This is a genomic window from Jejuia pallidilutea (assembly GCF_002973595.1).
In the GTDB taxonomy this organism is placed as follows: domain Bacteria; phylum Bacteroidota; class Bacteroidia; order Flavobacteriales; family Flavobacteriaceae; genus Jejuia; species Jejuia pallidilutea.
Genome location: NZ_PVEO01000016.1, coordinates 33,578 through 50,078, shown reverse-complemented (window position 1 = coordinate 50,078; position 16,501 = coordinate 33,578). Strand labels below are relative to the sequence as shown.

The following is a 16,501-nucleotide window of genomic DNA, read 5'->3' as shown; positions in this document are numbered from 1 at the left end:
GGTCTCTACGTGTATATTAACCTTATTCCTCTCTTTGGTTCTTTATGATTAATTTATCTAATTTAGTGAAATGCTAAGTTAAGACGTGTATAATTCATGCTTACCTCCTACTTCAATTAAAAATTTATATATTTAACAATATGATTTCCAACGACTGAAAATCCTGCGGATTCTCAATCGCACAAATCATACACAAGCACGTTAGGCAACATTTAAAAAAACAACAAAAATAAAATAGAAACATTGAAAGATTTAAAATTCAACCAATTACTCGCTGTATTAATTATCATTTCAACTCTTTTATCGTGTTCGAATGAAGAAAATAACTTAACATCACCATTGGTAGGAGAATACGAATTGATAGAATATAAATCGGAAACCGAATTAGATTTAAATGCGGACGGAATTAAAAGTGATGATATTCTTGATGAACTCGCAGAACTTTATTTTGAAGACCATAACGATATTATCCCATATGATTTGAGTATATCGGATTATTATAATATCAGAATGCATTTGAGACTTCCAGGACTATTATCTTTAGACGATATTCCAAACAGAAATACTTATGGAAACTCTTTTCCTGTATATCAATTAAATCTGAATGAAGATTTAGTGACAGTATCCGATTTTAAATTAATTCCGAGTGAAATATCTTATCCTTCTGAACTTCACGAGATGACCTTTATCGAACCTAATATAATTCAACTAATTAGCAAACAAACATTTCGTTGTTATGTGGATGATGAAGACCGAAGAATAAATACTACTGCAACTTACAGAAAACTCGAACAGGAAGAATAGAAAAGAGAAAAAACGTCTAGCAACAACGTATATAGCTCATATCTAGTTAGTTGCTTAATCAAAGTTAAGATATATTTGCTAGTTCGCCAAATTTTTTAATTTGGCTTATTGAAAAGAAAAGGTAATAAGAAAATTAAAAAATTTGGCTAGTGGTTAACCGAAAAGTAATCGCTAATTTGCACCCTACGAGCCATATACAAAACCGTTGGCTACAATTTGGAAACGATTCGTATTTGGTGTATATTTACATCAAATAATTGAATTATGTCGAGACAAAGTATATCATTTACAAAACCAAACGATGAATGGTTAAAAGCCCAAGTGGACAATAAAGAGTATTCTAGCAAAAGTGAATTAGTTAACGATTTGATTAGACAAGCAAGAAAACAGCAAGTTCAAATTGACTGGATTCGAGCTAAAATTGAAAAAGCTGAAAATAGTGGATTTACGAATGACAGTAAAGAAAGTATTTTAGCTCAATCAAAGTCTTTGCTAAATGGCTAAATACAAACTGACAAATGAAGCGAAAAATGACTTGATTCGGATTCACCATTACGGAGTTAAAAAATTCGGAATGACCCAAGCGGACAAATATTTTGAGTCTTTTTTTGAATATTTTGATAGTATCGCTGAACGTCCTTTTTCCTTTGAATCTGTTGACTATATAAAAAAAGGATACAGACGTTGCGTGTGTGGAGTTGATAGTATTTTCTATAAAGTCAATGAAAATATTGTTGAAATAGTGACAATAGTTGGAAGACAAGATTTGAATGAAAAATTATAATGTAATTTAAAAAACTGTAGCCAACAATGTATAGCCGCAATTACGGCGAATTCGACTACGTTCGAATCCACTCAGAATTGCTAACGCTAGTGAACAAAAGAAAACAACAACTATTTAACCCGCTACTTACGGTTATAAGAGACCGTTAATAAATATTCAAATAAAATGAACAATTTGCTTATAGGGATGAATTTTAAAAGAATATTTAAAATTTATGTAATATTATTACTATTCCCTATTTATGGATGTGATAATGATTCTGGAGAAATTGAAATCGAGAGGGTTGCTAATATTGAAATACTTTCTGGAAATAGTATTGATTTTGATGACGTTATTATTGGAAATGCAAAAACTGCATTTTTGGAAATTAAAAACTCTGGAAATATAGATTTAATAATTTCAAATATCACAAAACCAAATTACATAACCATAAGCTCATACTCTTCTATTGTTGTTCCAAATGAAACGTTAATAATTGAAATTACCTATAGTCCAAAAGAGGTTAATGAAAATACAGGAGAAATAATACTAAATAGTAATACTATTTCAGGAAAAAATATTATTAAAATTCTAGGGAATGGCATTAATAATGTTTTTGAAGGAGATGTTTTATTAGAATCGCAATATGACGTAGATAAATTTGGGAAAAATAACTACATAAAAATCTCAGGAAATTTAACGATTAATAGAACTACGGTACAAAGCAACATATCAAATTTAAATGCACTAAATAGTATCACTGAAATTGGAGGTAATCTTCATATAGTCGAAAACCAAATTACCAATCTTAAAGGATTAGATAATCTTAAGTCAATTGGTGGTTATTTAGTTATTTCTGAAAACGATGCGTTAACCAGTTTAGAAGGCTTAAGCAAACTTAATAAAATTGAAGGTTATCTCTGGATTTATGAGAACGACTTATTATTAGATATAAATGCCTTGAGTAGCTTAGATAATATAAACGGAAACGTAGGTGTGGCTGTTAATAAGGTTTTAACTTCTTTAGATGGTCTTAGTGGACTTCATTCAATTGGCGGTGATCTATTTATTAGTGATAATGCTGCCTTATCCAATTTTGACGCCTTAAGTAACATTACAATAGTAGTTGGTGATCTTTTAATTGATAGAAGCTTTGCTGTAGACAATTTGGACGGTTTGAGAAATATCACTACAATTGGAGGTAGACTTGAAATTAGTTTAACTTCAATAACTAATCTCGATGGTTTTAGGAGTCTTAAGTCTTTAGGTGGCCACCTTAGTATTTCAGGTAATCCATTATTAACTAATATAGATGGTTTAAGTGGACTTGATTCCATTCACGGTTATCTTAGTTTTATCGATAATAAGACTTTAAGAAACGTAGATGGACTAAGTAATATTAAGGTTGTAGAAAATAACATCTGGTTCTTAGGCAATGAAGCTTTAACCCAAATAGATGGATTTATAAACCTTACTACCGTTGGAGGTGACCTTAATTTTGAATTTAACGATGCATTAATCCACATAGATGGTTTTAGTAAACTTAATAGTATTGGGGGTGGTATACGTTTCTATGATAATCATGCTATAACCAATTTAGATGGACTAAGTGAAGTTTCTTCTGTTGGAACTGTTGGTTTTGTAAGGATTGTAAACTGTTATGATTTATCAAGCTTTTGCGGAATTCAATCAATTATTACAAATGGATTGATCCCAAAAAATCAGTATACTGTTTATTCTAATGCTTACAACCCGTCTTATGAACAAATACAAATTAGTGGTATTGGAGGTTGTGAACAATAACATTTGTTAACAATGTGTAAAATTCAAAAGGGTATTAGTGGTTTTCGAGCATGGTCTCACGTATTAAATTTGGGTTGTAATTTGATAGGATTTAACTCCGCTACTCACTAAATTATACACTCACCATTGTAGCAAATTAGACCAAACCAAAAACGAATGAATAAAACTACAGTATTATTACTATTGACAATCGGAATTATATCCTGTAAAACTTCTGAAAAGGAATTTGACAAACTGGAAATTGCTAAAAATTATTTCGTGGCACTTGACGCATCTAATAGTTCTAAAATGAAAGATTTATTAAGCGACAGTCTGATAACCACGATACCGAAATATGAATATGAAGTGAGGTATTCTAAAAATGATTACGTTGGGAATTGGTTAAAATGGGATTCGGTGTTTGAGCCAACTTATAAAGTACTTGAAATGAATTTAGAGAATGAAACCTTAAAAGCAAAGGTTTCAAAAACTGACAAGAGGATTCTTTTCTTTATGCATAAACCGTTTTTGACAAATTACATTATCAGATTTCAAAATGACAAAATAGCATCTATAGAAGAGGAGTATTTGAATTTTGATGAGTCCACTTGGGGAAAGAACAGAAGTGAACTTTTAAATTGGACTAAAGAAAATCATCCTGAACTAAATCTAGATCGTTTCATTAACATACAAACTGAATCTGGAGGTAAGAAATTATTAAAAGCAATAGAACTTTATAAAGACCAAAAACAACGTGCTACACAATAGCCATAAGTAATTACTTGCCTGCCTGTCGGCAGAGAGGTTCTCGCCTACTTCTGAAGGTGTTAGCAAACTTTCTATCTATGATTTATTTGCTATATTTAATGCTTAAACCACGCAACTACTTATACTTATAGTCGAGCCGTTACACACAATATCCTAGAAACTTCAGCCTGAACAATAAATATTTCTATTATATGAACATTAAAAGGTATCTATTTTGTCTTGTTATTATTCTATATGTCTCGTCTTGTAGAACAATAGCCATTGCAAAAAACGAACCTTTAGATAATGTTGTACTAATTACAAGTGACACATTGTACGGAAAGGTTCATTACGTCAATAAAGGATTTGCCTGGAGTGAATTCTACAGAAAATTAAGATTGACAGATATAAATGGTAGAAAAAAAAGGTTAAAGCGAAAAAAGGTAGTTTCTTATAGAGTAAATGGATATGATTATGAAAGCTATATGTTAGACCAAGAAACTAAACTGTTTAAAAATGGTCGTTTTTTTGACTCTAAATACTATATCGACCAAGATGGAGTTCAACATTTTTTAAAAGTAATTTCGAAAGGTAATTTATCGCATTATGAATTGGAGTGGATAGACTATGACAACAACGACTTAGAATCAATTGGCTTAATTAAAAAAGCTGAAGATAATTTCTTCATTCCCGCAGAGAATGCACGAAGCCAAGTATTAAAAAAAGTGGTTAGTGACTACCTTTCTGACTGTCCAGAGATACAGCAGAGAATAACCAAAAAGGATTTTAAGTATGTATTTCAAGTGGTCGATTTTTACAATAAGAACTGTGAATAAGAATGATTGGTTTTGTCCTACAATTTGAAAATGCTTGAGCTTTAAATAAAAGAAAAATATTGTATAAATATTGTTATGTAAAAATTGCTATTTTGTGCTTAAATAATGTAAGTCACTTGTTTACTAGCTTCTAATTTTTCCATCGGAAAATCCTTGCACACAAACACATACTTTTCACACCCAAGACCGTCATCATAACTCATTATTATATTTATTCCAAAAACTAATCACAATAATACTGAATAAAACGTATTTTTAATTTCACCAAGAATAATACTTTTAAAACAATACTTTAAAAATTTAACATCATGAAAAAACTAATTATACTTCTCGCTTTTCTGTCTTTTTCATTTATACCTCAAGCCCAAAATATTATTGGTGCATGGGAAACTACATCTATTTCCAAAGATGGAGATCAAATAAAAAGTGTGCTCATTTTTGCAAAGGATTATCAAGTGCTATCTACGTATAACGCTTTAACTGGCAAGTTCATTCAAACTAATGGTGGTAAATGGGAGCTGGAAGGTGACACAATGATTAAACTTATTGAGTTTCATACAGAAAATGCTGAACTCGTAGGCACTAAAATAAGCTATAAGGTACGTATTACTACTGATGAACTTGAAATTATTGAGCGTGGACTAAAATTTAAAAGAATTGATGATGGCACACCTGGAAAATTACAAGGAGCTTGGTTAATGTCTGGTAGAATTAGAGATGGCGTAACACAATCGCGTGATACAAATAGACCTAGAAAAACTATGAAGATTTTATCTGGTACACGATTTCAGTGGATAGCATACAATACAGAAACCAAACAGTTTATGGGAACCGGTGGCGGCACTTACACTACCAAAAATGGTAATTATACTGAGAATATAGAGTTCTTTTCAAGAGACGATGCTAAAGTAGGACTCAGCTTAAAATTTAACTACGAACTGATTGATGGTAAATGGCACCACTCTGGGTTATCCAGTAAAGGAGATCCCATTCATGAAATATGGAGTATTAGAGAGTAATATTTTCAACAAACCAATACCTTATACACTAAGTGAGGCACTTTTATATACAAGCCGTTTAAACCTTGTATTACTATTTGCTAAAATATTTGTGTATATTAAATTAAGTGTAATGAAATTGAAGGGGTTTTATCCTTTAACTAGATAATAAAACGTATCATAAACCTACTATAAGCAACTTATACAAGTTTTTTCATTAAATTGGCTTACATATATACCACAAACAAAAAAACTACGCATTTATGAGAAAACTTTACATATTATTCCTAGCATTATCCTTTTTATCGTTTATTCCTAAAACCGAAACCAATCAGTTTGTGGGCAGATGGACAGGTGAAGACAACGGCGATATAGGCTACATGGTTTTTGACGCCGAAGGGTATGCGTCTTTTGAAATAAAGGGTCAGGTTTTTGGCGGCAAAGAGTTTACACTGCAAGGAAAAAAAGGAAGTATGATGTATGAAATTAATAATACAACAAAACCTATTGAAGTAGATTTTATAGTAACTCAACTAGAAACAGGAGAACAAAAACGAATGTTGTGTATTGCTAAATTTACAGATGCCAATAATATGCGGTTTGCTATGGGCTTTAACAATACGAGGCCAACAGCGTTTACAGAGTTAAATGCAATACGCTTAAAACGCGAAAAATAAAAGATAACACTATAAAACACAAAATAGCCTTTCAATCCCAAAACTTTGGGTGAAAGGCTTTTTTTGGGTGGATGATGGGATTCGAACCCACGACCCTTGGTACCACAAACCAATGCTCTAACCAACTGAGCTACAACCACCATGTAATATACATTTTGCAATGCGAGTGCAAATGTAAATGTTTTCAATGTTATCTACAAAGACTTTTTTTAATATTTTAATATAAAAAACCTAACTACTTCAAATCAAACAAACTATTAACTGCTGGATGCCGCTCTACATTAAAGCCCTCTCCTGCTTCTGTACTTATTAACCTGCCTAAATCCCTTGCACGGTATTTTACACTATCAGTAAAATTTTTGCTAGAAATAGGTGTTACTGGCTCTTTGCTGTTTTCACTGTAGAACTGTGTTTCGTAAGCTAAAACAGCCTTCATTTTAATAGCTACAAAACCTGAAACATCCACAACAATATCTGGCTCTAAATTTTTCCATTGCATGTAATGATACACAAATTTGGGGCGCCAAGGTGTCTGCTGGCCCCCATCTTCATCTAGAGTTTGTATTTTTAATAAACCGCTTAAAAAACAAGCATCACTTACTAACTTGCTTCCTTTACCGTGATCTATATGCCTATCTTCTATAGCATTACATAAAACAATCTCAGGTTTATATGTTCTAATTTTTTTAATTAATGCTAATTGGTGTTCTTTATCGTTTACAAAAAAACCGTCGGCAAACCCCATATTAATTCTGGTATCTACCCCTAGAATTTTAGCGGCATTGGCAGCTTCAATTTTTCTAGTTTCGGCGGTACCTCTGGTTCCTAATTCGCCCTTTGTTAAGTCTATAATGCCTACTTTTTTACCGTTTGCCACTTCTTTTGCAATGGTAGCGCCGCAGCCTAATTCTACATCATCCGGGTGCGCACCTATGGCAAGTATATCTAACTTCATGAATTTAATTTTAATATCATTTATAAAACTTTACATTGTAATTTGCATAAATATGCAACAGTTTTTTAAGAAAATCCTGTTTTTTATGTATTCAACTAAATACAACACATCAATTTTCGAATAAAATTACAACTTAATTTATCAAAGTTGCATAACGAAAGCGTTTTCGTGTTTATAATTTGCAGTTTACAGGCTAAAAAACACTAATCCCGTAAAAATATCAATATATTATAAAGCATGACAATAGTCATAATTATTACTGATATAGCAAGGTAATTTTACACGATAATTGAAAGGAAAAAAATAACAACTTCTTTAATAATTAAACATTATGATCTATTTAATGCTTACCATATTAGTAATAACTATAGCATTATTCGTTTGGGGAAAATTTACCCCAGATATTGTTGCGCTACTCTCTATGATTAGTTTGTTCTTAACTGGAATTTTAGATGCTAAAGAAACACTTAGTGGGTTTAGTAACCCTACAGTTATAATGATTGCAGCACTTTTTATAATTGGCGAAGGCTTGTCGCAAACAGGATGGACTGCTCTTGCTGGTAGAAAATTTGTGGAATGGGCTGGAAAAAGTATTCCTAAGCTATTGGTTATTGTATCTTTAGGCTCTGGTATACTATCAGGATTTGTAAGTAACACAGGGACTGTAGCCACATTAATGCCCTTAACAATATCTTCTGCTTGGAGTATTGGTACATTACCGTCTAAAATGCTAATGCCTGTTGCTTTTGGGTCTAACACAGGTGGACTTCTTACATTAACTGGAACACCTCCCAACATTATTGCAAGTAATGCCCTTGTGCAAAGTGGACACGAAGGTTTCTCGTTTTTTGAATTTGGATTAATTGGCTTACCATTATTAATTATTGCCCTGGTATACTTTAGATATGTTGGTTACAAATTGTTACCTAAAAATAAAACCAGCAATAAACCTATTGATATAGAAACCACATTTCATAAATGGATAGAAGCTTATAGAATTGATGGAGATTATTATAGACTTCGCATACGCTCTGTTTCCCCTTTAATAGACACTAAAATAGGCATATGGGACTTTGAAAAAAATTATAACATTTCTATTTTAAGATTGAAAAGAAGACACCCTAGCCCATTAAAAGGTATTTCTCAATTTGTGGAGTTTCCAGACAACAAAACCTTTTTAAGATATCATGATATTATTACGGTAAAAGGCAGTACTGAAGACATTAACAAATTAATGATTAAATTTAGATTAGGCCTTCTACCTTTAGAGCCCGTAACAGATGAACTAAAAAACAACCTTATAAACCAAGAGGTTGGTATGACCGAAGTAATTGTAAACCCTAACTCTATTTTGGTTGGTAGAAAATATAAATTAGGCGATTATTTTAAACGCTTTGGTATTCAATTATTGGCTGCCTCTAGAAACAACAAACCACTAACCGATAAAGAAATAACTGTAAAGGTTGGAGATGCTTTTTTATTGCGTGGTTCTTGGGAAAACATCGAGAGTTTAAAGGAGCAACATGAAAATCTAGTAATTTGTGGTAGTCCTGAAGGTATGGCCAAAAACGTAGACAACCTAAACTCTAAATCATACATTGCATTAGGTGCCTTAATATTAATGATTGGACTACTTGTATTTAAAGTAGTTCCAGGCTCTATGGCAGCTTTAATCTGTGCTGGTATTGTATTACTTACAGGATGTGTACCAATGTCTAAAGCCTACAAAGGTATAAGTTGGACCAGTGTTGTAATGATTGCCGCTATGATACCTATGGGTATTGCGCTGCAAAAAACAGGAACTGCGCAAATGGTTGCTAACGGTTTGGTAACGTATTTGGGCTCTATTTCTCCTGTAATGTTATTAGGCGGTATTTTTTTACTAACAACTACATTTAGTCAAGTAATTAATAACTCAGCCACTGCTGTACTTATGGCACCTATAGCTATATTGGCGGCTAGTTCTTTAGGTGTTTCGCCTGAACCATTTATGATAGTAGTAGCCATTAGTGCCTCTACAGCGTTTTTAACACCGGTTGGCACAACAACAAACGCCATGGTTATGTCTGCTGGTGGGTATAAGTTTATGGATTACCTTAAAGTTGGCGCACCATTGTTGCTAGTATTCTTTATAGTTTCGTTATTACTCGTGCCAATTATATGGCCGTTTTAACAAGAGCTTAAAAATTAGAAAAGGGACTTTATAAATAATAGAGTCCCTTTTTTTATAATTTAATTTTTGAAGTAATTATTTAACTCAATCGCCATATCCTTTTGAAGTAAAGCTGCTTTTTGTGCTGATGCCTCAGCAAAATCTTCATTTTTAGACGCGTATATAATTCCTCTAGAAGAATTAATTAAGAGTCCAACCGAAGCGTTCATTCCATATTTGCAAACCTCTTGAAGGTTTCCGCCTTGGGCACCCACACCAGGAACTAATAAAAAACTATCTGGAATTATATTGCGAATCTCTCCTAAATACTCTGCTTTGGTAGCACCTACAACATACATTAAATTTTCAGCATTTTTCCATGTTTTTGAAGTGTCTAAAACCTGTTTATACACTTCCTTACCATCTATAGTTTTTGTTTGAAAATCAAACGCACCTTGGTTAGAAGTTAAAGCCAAAAGAATGGTGTGCTTATTTTTAAAAGCTAAAAAAGGTTCCACCGAATCTTTTCCCATATACGGGGCAACGGTAACAGAATCGAACGCTAAATCCTCAAAAAATGCTTTAGCATACATGCTACTGGTATTACCAATATCACCACGTTTTGCATCGGCAATAGTAAATATTTCAGGATACTTTTCGTTTAAATAGGTAATGGTTTTTTCTAAAGATTTCCATCCTTTTAAACCATAAGCTTCATAAAATGCTGTATTGGGTTTGTAGGCTACACATAAATGGTGGGTTGCATCTATAATAGCTTTATTGAAGGCAAAAATAGGGTCTTCGTTATTTAAAAGATGTTGCGGAATTTTTGTTAAATCTACATCTAATCCAATACATAAAAAGGATTGCTTTTTTTTTATTTCTGAAATGAGTTTTTCTGTAGTCATTCCTCATTAATCCTCCAAAAGAGGAAACTATTATGTGATTACTCTAATAAATTTCGAAACTATAAGAGCACTCACTGATTAAAACTAATTTTATTAATTAAGAGTGTCTTTCCTTAAGGGAAAGAATAAGATTAAATTACATCATCACTAGCCTTTAATTTCTCTGTATTTTCAGCTAGTTGTAATTCATCTATTATCTTTTGAATATCACCATTTACAATATTCTGCAAATCGTAAAGCGTTAACCCAATTCTGTGGTCGGTTACACGCCCCTGTGGGTAGTTATATGTTCTAATTTTAGCACTTCTATCTCCTGATGATACCATACTACCACGTTTTGCAGCATCTTCTTCTTGTTTCTTCGCCAATTCTAAATCGTATAAACGGGAACGCAATACCTTAAATGCTTTTTCCTTGTTTTTATGTTGCGATTTTTGATCTTGACATTGCGCTACCAAACCAGTTGGCTCATGTGTTAAACGCACCGCGGAATATGTTGTGTTAACCGATTGCCCACCAGGACCCGAAGAACAGAAATAATCTATCCTTACGTCTTTAGGATCTATTTCTACATCAAATTCTTCAGCTTCAGGAAACACCATTACGGTTGCAGCACTTGTATGCACACGCCCTTGTGTTTCGGTTTGTGGCACACGTTGTACCCGGTGCACACCAGCTTCAAACTTTAGTGTACCGTAAACATCATCACCAGTTACTTCAAATTGAATTTCCTTAAACCCACCATTGGTACCTTCACTAAAATCTACAGTACTTACACTCCAACCTTTACTTTCGCAGTATTTGGTATACATTCTAAATAAATCGCCTGCAAAAATACTAGCCTCGTCCCCTCCTGTTCCTGCACGTAACTCTACTACTGCGTTTTTGGCATCTTCTGGATCTTTTGGTATTAATAATACCTTTATTTCTTCTTCAAGTTTTGGAATGCCTTCCTTAGCTTCATCATATTGCGTTTTGGCCATTTCTACCATTTCTGGGTCGCTACCATCTGCAATAACCTCTTCTGCTTCTTTTAGGTTATTTGTTAATTCAATGTAAGCATTGCGCTTATCCATTAAAATACGTAAATCTTTATATTCTCGGGTTAGCTCCACATAGCGTTTTTGGTCTGAAATAATATCTGGTTGAATAATTAAATCACTCACCTCATCAAAACGCTGCTTTACTATTTGTAATTTATCTAACATCTGCTTTTAATAAAAATTTCTTTAAACGAACCTTTTTGACGTTTAGTCAAAAAAAATAAAGTTCTATTATTTCATTTAAACTTATTAACTAAAATGAAATTTAGTATTTGTATTTCCGTTCCTGTTTGCCAAAAGGCAGGTTCTCGGAAATAATAATTTTAAACGAAACTTCAATGTTAAGCATTGAAGCGCCCCATTCTAAATTGGACACCAAAAATACGATAATTTATGAATTTTAAGCGTTTGAAGCCTCTTGATATGTTTCAAAATAAAAATAATCTAAAAGTTTCTGCGTTACTACATTTACTATGCAGCAGCTTTCATCAATCTTTCTGTTTTACAGGCCTTTCTTTACATGGTCTTATGCTATTAATTTTTTTCTCTTGCTTTTGGGGTTAGATGTAGTACCACTATTTCTTGTTAAAGTTTTCCTAGTGGTATTCTTGTGGTATTTTATTACTGAAATCCAAGCAAAACGCAAACTAGTATTCTATAAAAACCTAGGTATTTCAACACTTAAATTATTTGCTTTATTCTATTTGATAGATATTATCCTTAGCTTACCATTTATTTTAATTCTTAAAGAATTTGTATGATTCTAGAGATAGATAACGTTGCGTTGTATTTTAAGGAAAAACAACGAAAAATTATAATTATTACCAACCATATGTATCGCCATATTGTTGATGTTTCTGATAATATCTACCTTTTGAAAAACGGGTGCACTAAAAAATAAAAACCTAATTGAACTCGAAGATTACAAGTATTTGAATATTGGGAACTTATAGGTTTTTATAAAAAAAGACCTGTCGGGTTTTCAAAACCTGACAGGTCTAATACTACTCTATTCTATAAATTAACCACACTTTGAAGAACCACAATCCTTACAGGTTAAACAGCCTTCTTGATAGATTAAATTTTCAGATTCGCAATTCGTACAGGTTTGTCCCTTTACTTTTGTGCCGTCTTCAATAAAACGCTTTAACGCTCTACCAACACCATTTTTCCATGAATTTATCGAAGCACTATCTAACTGCAAACTATTAATTAAATCTACAATTTTATCAATAGGCATCCCGTGTCTTAAGGTACTTGAAATTAGTTTTGCATAATTCCAAAATTCTGGATTGAATTTATGAGATAAGCCTTCAATTGTGGTTTTATAGCCTCTTGTATTCTTGTATTGAAAATCGTAACGCGACGATCCGTCTTCGTTTCTGTTTTTTATAATAAGTCCACGATTTACCCAACGAGGCAATAAAATACCGTCTTCATCATCGGCTAAACCAGTAAAAATCTCGTAAGGCTTATCGTCTACAAGTCCAATAAATGCAATCCATTTTTCTTTATTGTTTTGAAAACGAACAACATCAGCCTCTAAAGTTTGCGGACGCTTATTAGGAAAATTTGTAAGCTGATTATCGGCGCCATCTTCCTTCTTTTCCTCGTTTGAAATTAATACACCAGAACGCGATCCATCACGATATACTGTTACGCCTTTACATCCTACTTCCCAAGCTTTTACATATAAATCACCCACTAACTCTTCGCTAACATCATTTGGTAAGTTAATGGTAACACTAATAGAATGGTCTACCCATTTTTGTATAGCACCTTGCATGCTTACTTTACTCAACCAATCTACGTCGTTTGATGTAGCGCCGTAGTAAGGTGATTGCTTAATTAAATCGTCTATTTCTTCTTGAGAAAAGTTTTTGGCACTGTCTATACCATTTACTTCCATCCATTGCTTAAACTTATGGTGAAATACTACGTACTCCTCCCAAGAGTCCCCAACCTCATCTACAAAATCTACACGCACATCTTTATCATTCGGGTTTACTTTTCGTCTTCTTTTGTAAACTGGTAAAAATACAGGCTCTATACCAGATGTGGTCTGCGTCATTAAACTCGTTGTACCTGTTGGCGCAATAGTTAACAATGCTATATTTCTTCTGCCATATTCCAACATCTCGTAGTACAGCTGACTATCGGCTTCTTTAAGTCTTAAAATAAACGGGTTGTCTTTTTCCCTATCAGAATCAAAAATTGAAAAAGCACCTCGCTCTTTTGCTAAATTCACCGATCCCCTATATGCTTCAATAGCAATAGTTTTGTGTAACTCTACCGAAAACGCATTACCTTCTTCACTACCGTATTTTAAGCCGAGGGCAGCAAGCATATCGCCTTCAGCGGTTATACCAATACCTGTTCTTCGGCCTTCGTGTGCTTTTTTTCTAATATTTAACCACAGGTTACGTTCTACTCTTTTAACTTCATCTTGCTCTGGATCTTCATCTATTTTTTGGAGAATTACATCAATTTTTTCTAATTCTAAATCGATAATATCATCCATAATACGTTGTGCATAGGCAACGTGCTTCTTGAATAAATCGAAATTAAATTTTGCTTTCTTTGTAAATGGCGCTTCAACATAAGAAAATAAATTTATAGCCAATAGCCTACATGAATCGTAAGGGCATAAAGGTATTTCACCACATGGGTTTGTAGACACAGTTTTATAGCCTAAATCTGCATAACAATCTGGCACAGATTCGTTTGCAATGGTGTCCCAAAATAAAATACCAGGTTCGGCAGATTTCCATGCATTATGCACAATTTTTTTCCATAACCCGTTTGCTTGTATGGTTTGTGTAAATTTAGGGGCCTCACTAAATACAGGGTATTTTTGAACGTATTCTGAGTTGGCCTTTACGGCTTTCATAAAATTATCATCAATTCTAACCGATACATTAGCACCAGTAACTTTTCCTGCTTCTAACTTTGCATCAATAAAATCTTCGGCATCAGGGTGGTTTATAGAAATTGATAGCATTAAAGCACCTCGTCTTCCATCTTGTGCAACCTCTCTAGTTGAATTAGAATATCGTTCCATAAAAGGCACAATTCCTGTAGAAGTTAACGCTGAATTCTTAACCATAGAACCTTTAGGGCGAATGTGCGACAAATCGTGACCAACACCGCCACGTCGCTTCATAAGCTGTACTTGCTCTTGGTCTATTTTCATAATTCCGCCATAAGAGTCGGAAGCACCATCATTACCAATTACAAAACAGTTTGATAATGAAGCTATTTGATAAGGGTTACCAATACCTGCCATTGGGCTTCCTTGGGGCACAATGTATTTAAAGTCCTTAATCAAATCAAAAACCTCTATTTCGCTCAACGGGTTTTTGTATTTTTTTTCAATTCGGGCAATTTCCTTAGCGATACGGCGATGCATATCTTCAGGTGATAATTCGAATAGGTTTCCTGCTGAATCTTTTAACGCATATTTATTGATCCATACGCGTGCTGCTAGGTCGTCGTTTTTGAAGTATTTTAATGAGGCTTCAAAGGCTTCTTCTTGAGTGTAAGATTTTTGTTTAGAAGATGTTTTTACGTTCATTGTAGTTTCGAAGTTTTATTAAGTTGATGGATTAATTAAGAAACTATAAAACAACGAAAATTATTTCATTCCGAACATGATAAAAATCATAAAGTTTACACCTAAAACATATTAATTATATGATTTTCAGTGTTTTAAAAATTTATCAACATAAAAAAGTTAACAAATTTTTTATTTTAGTGTTTGATTTTTTTTAAAAATCTACAGCAAAACCAATACCCAAAAATTGTTTCCATTGTATCTTAGCACCAGCCTCATCAAACTCGCCTTCCACATCACTAGGTTCTAGCGTTTTTACATCATCATCATACCGTAAATGAGACTCTAAAGTTGCGCGTACAAAACTATTCACTTTAAAATCAAAATTCACTCTCCAATCTACATCTACATTACCAAAATTATTAATGTAATCTGTATAAACACTCAATAAATTAGTGGCTTTAATATTTTTGGCAAGTTCCATAGCATAACTATTTGTTATTAAAATCCCTACTTCCCTTCTAATGTTGCTTCCCTCCCGCACTAAATTTCCGTCTTCATCAAAAATAGCTGGGTCTACCCCAAACGATCCGGCATTTGCTAAATCTTGATCTAGCACAAATGTGGCTTTTAGTGTTAATGGGGAAGCATAAAACGATAATTCATCTATGTTTTTTCCATACTCCATTCCTCCACCAAAGAACAAATATCCTGGTGCCATAAGTGTAGAAATTGGGTTATCGGTATTAGGGTATTTATACCCATTGGTAATTTGAGTTTTAAAGTTTAATCGTGCAGAATAGAACCATTTTGAATCATTAGCTGGTTGGTAGCCAAGGTTAGATGTTATTTCGAAAATATCATCGGTTTTTCTAAGTTCCCTATCTTGTTGTTTATTTACACCATAACCTATTCGTAGTCCATTATTCCAAAAGAAAAACTTGTCTTTATAATTAGCCGTATATTGGTATCCTAATAATGCTGAAATAGAATTTGTACCACCCGCGTTCCAGTTGGTAAAACTTACCTGACTTAAATCTACGCTAGCTTTTTGTTTTAGTTTCCACTGCGGACCATCGTACACTTTTTTTTCTTTAAGGTATAAAGAGTCTGGTTGTGCAAAAGCAGCGGCACAAAACAACAAGAAGACAATTGCTAGCAAAAAATTTTTTATTCTATCTGGTATTTTGCTTTCTAAGTTTTTCAATAATAAAAAATCTATGACCTTTTGTAATAACGAACTTTTGTGAATGCTCATTTTTATTAGTTAAGAATGGTTGTTT

Annotated in this window: 14 protein-coding genes and 1 tRNA gene; 9 read left to right on the top strand and 6 right to left on the bottom strand. The window is 33.1% G+C overall.

Translation table 11 applies throughout. The features are described from left to right. The first annotated feature begins 243 nt into the window (after positions 1-243). From CLV33_RS16845 to CLV33_RS16810, 8 genes are all read left to right on the top strand, one after another. Positions 244-804: a hypothetical protein gene (locus CLV33_RS16845; RefSeq protein ID WP_105474855.1), complete on the top strand. Its 561-nt coding sequence runs from the start codon at positions 244-246 to the stop codon at positions 802-804. Positions 805-1,068: 264 nt separating this feature from the next. Then, positions 1,069-1,308 (top strand): ribbon-helix-helix domain-containing protein, encoded by a 240-nt coding sequence (locus tag CLV33_RS16840; RefSeq protein WP_036118677.1) that lies wholly within the window; start codon positions 1,069-1,071, stop codon positions 1,306-1,308. Then, positions 1,301-1,588 (top strand): type II toxin-antitoxin system RelE/ParE family toxin, encoded by a 288-nt coding sequence (locus tag CLV33_RS16835; RefSeq protein ID WP_105474854.1) that lies wholly within the window; start codon positions 1,301-1,303, stop codon positions 1,586-1,588. The genes CLV33_RS16840 and CLV33_RS16835 overlap by 8 nt, the downstream gene beginning before the upstream one ends. 165 nt (positions 1,589-1,753) lie before the next feature. Next, a complete protein-coding gene (locus tag CLV33_RS16830) occupies positions 1,754-3,370 on the top strand; it encodes an Ig-like domain-containing protein (protein ID WP_105474853.1) in 1,617 nt (538 codons plus the stop codon). A 258-nt stretch (positions 3,371-3,628) separates the two neighbouring features. Next, positions 3,629-4,117, top strand: coding sequence for a hypothetical protein (locus tag CLV33_RS16825; protein WP_146109765.1), 489 nt, complete (start codon positions 3,629-3,631; stop codon positions 4,115-4,117). A gap of 377 nt (positions 4,118-4,494) precedes the next feature. Continuing rightward, the gene (locus CLV33_RS16820) at positions 4,495-4,932 is read left to right on the top strand and encodes a hypothetical protein (protein ID WP_146109764.1); all 438 of its coding nucleotides are present in this window, start codon (positions 4,495-4,497) and stop codon (positions 4,930-4,932) included. Between the two features lie 308 nt (positions 4,933-5,240). Further along, positions 5,241-5,951, top strand: a complete 711-nt coding sequence (locus CLV33_RS16815) for a membrane or secreted protein (protein ID WP_105474851.1) — start codon at positions 5,241-5,243, stop codon at positions 5,949-5,951. A 242-nt stretch (positions 5,952-6,193) separates the two neighbouring features. Then, entirely contained in the window at positions 6,194-6,607 is a 414-nt protein-coding gene (locus CLV33_RS16810; protein ID WP_105474850.1) for a hypothetical protein, read from the top strand. A 66-nt stretch (positions 6,608-6,673) separates the two neighbouring features. Here CLV33_RS16810 and CLV33_RS16805 read toward each other — a convergent pair. Further along, positions 6,674-6,747: transfer RNA gene (locus tag CLV33_RS16805), tRNA-His, on the bottom strand. A gap of 95 nt (positions 6,748-6,842) precedes the next feature. Continuing rightward, a complete protein-coding gene (gene bshB1, locus CLV33_RS16800; protein WP_105474849.1) occupies positions 6,843-7,562 on the bottom strand; it encodes a bacillithiol biosynthesis deacetylase BshB1 in 720 nt (239 codons plus the stop codon). A gap of 343 nt (positions 7,563-7,905) precedes the next feature. On the opposite strand from bshB1, the gene CLV33_RS16795 reads away from it, so the two are divergent. Continuing rightward, complete coding sequence (locus CLV33_RS16795; protein WP_042244689.1) at positions 7,906-9,735, top strand: SLC13 family permease; 1,830 nt, start codon at positions 7,906-7,908, stop codon at positions 9,733-9,735. Between the two features lie 59 nt (positions 9,736-9,794). Here the strand turns inward: CLV33_RS16795 and pyrF are convergent, their stop codons facing one another. The 4 genes from pyrF to CLV33_RS16770 form a co-directional block, all read right to left on the bottom strand. Next, entirely contained in the window at positions 9,795-10,622 is an 828-nt protein-coding gene (gene pyrF / locus CLV33_RS16790) for an orotidine-5'-phosphate decarboxylase (RefSeq protein WP_105474848.1), read from the bottom strand. Between the two features lie 131 nt (positions 10,623-10,753). Continuing rightward, the gene (prfA, locus tag CLV33_RS16785; protein WP_105474847.1) at positions 10,754-11,830 is read right to left on the bottom strand and encodes a peptide chain release factor 1; all 1,077 of its coding nucleotides are present in this window, start codon (positions 11,828-11,830) and stop codon (positions 10,754-10,756) included. An 856-nt stretch (positions 11,831-12,686) separates the two neighbouring features. Then, positions 12,687-15,239, bottom strand: coding sequence for an adenosylcobalamin-dependent ribonucleoside-diphosphate reductase (locus tag CLV33_RS16775; RefSeq protein WP_105474845.1), 2,553 nt, complete (start codon positions 15,237-15,239; stop codon positions 12,687-12,689). 193 nt (positions 15,240-15,432) lie between these two features. Beyond that, the gene (locus tag CLV33_RS16770) at positions 15,433-16,476 is read right to left on the bottom strand and encodes a DUF3078 domain-containing protein (protein WP_170064037.1); all 1,044 of its coding nucleotides are present in this window, start codon (positions 16,474-16,476) and stop codon (positions 15,433-15,435) included. Between the last annotated feature and the right edge of the window lie 25 nt (positions 16,477-16,501).

Excerpts from the sequence above, each read along its gene's own strand:
- CLV33_RS16795 (WP_042244689.1), top strand. The coding sequence starts at position 7,906 with ATGCTTACCATATTAGTAATAACTATAGCATTATTCGTTTGGGGAAAA.
- CLV33_RS16835 (WP_105474854.1), top strand. The coding sequence starts at position 1,301 with ATGGCTAAATACAAACTGACAAATGAAGCGAAAAATGACTTGATTCGG.
- CLV33_RS16770 (WP_170064037.1), bottom strand. The coding sequence starts at position 16,476 with ATGAGCATTCACAAAAGTTCGTTATTACAAAAGGTCATAGATTTTTTA.
- CLV33_RS16775 (WP_105474845.1), bottom strand. The coding sequence starts at position 15,239 with ATGAACGTAAAAACATCTTCTAAACAAAAATCTTACACTCAAGAAGAA.
- prfA (WP_105474847.1), bottom strand. The coding sequence starts at position 11,830 with ATGTTAGATAAATTACAAATAGTAAAGCAGCGTTTTGATGAGGTGAGT.
- CLV33_RS16815 (WP_105474851.1), top strand. The coding sequence starts at position 5,241 with ATGAAAAAACTAATTATACTTCTCGCTTTTCTGTCTTTTTCATTTATA.
- bshB1 (WP_105474849.1), bottom strand. The coding sequence starts at position 7,562 with ATGAAGTTAGATATACTTGCCATAGGTGCGCACCCGGATGATGTAGAA.
- CLV33_RS16810 (WP_105474850.1), top strand. The coding sequence starts at position 6,194 with ATGAGAAAACTTTACATATTATTCCTAGCATTATCCTTTTTATCGTTT.
- CLV33_RS16840 (WP_036118677.1), top strand. The coding sequence starts at position 1,069 with ATGTCGAGACAAAGTATATCATTTACAAAACCAAACGATGAATGGTTA.
- CLV33_RS16830 (WP_105474853.1), top strand. The coding sequence starts at position 1,754 with ATGAACAATTTGCTTATAGGGATGAATTTTAAAAGAATATTTAAAATT.
- pyrF (WP_105474848.1), bottom strand. The coding sequence starts at position 10,622 with ATGACTACAGAAAAACTCATTTCAGAAATAAAAAAAAAGCAATCCTTT.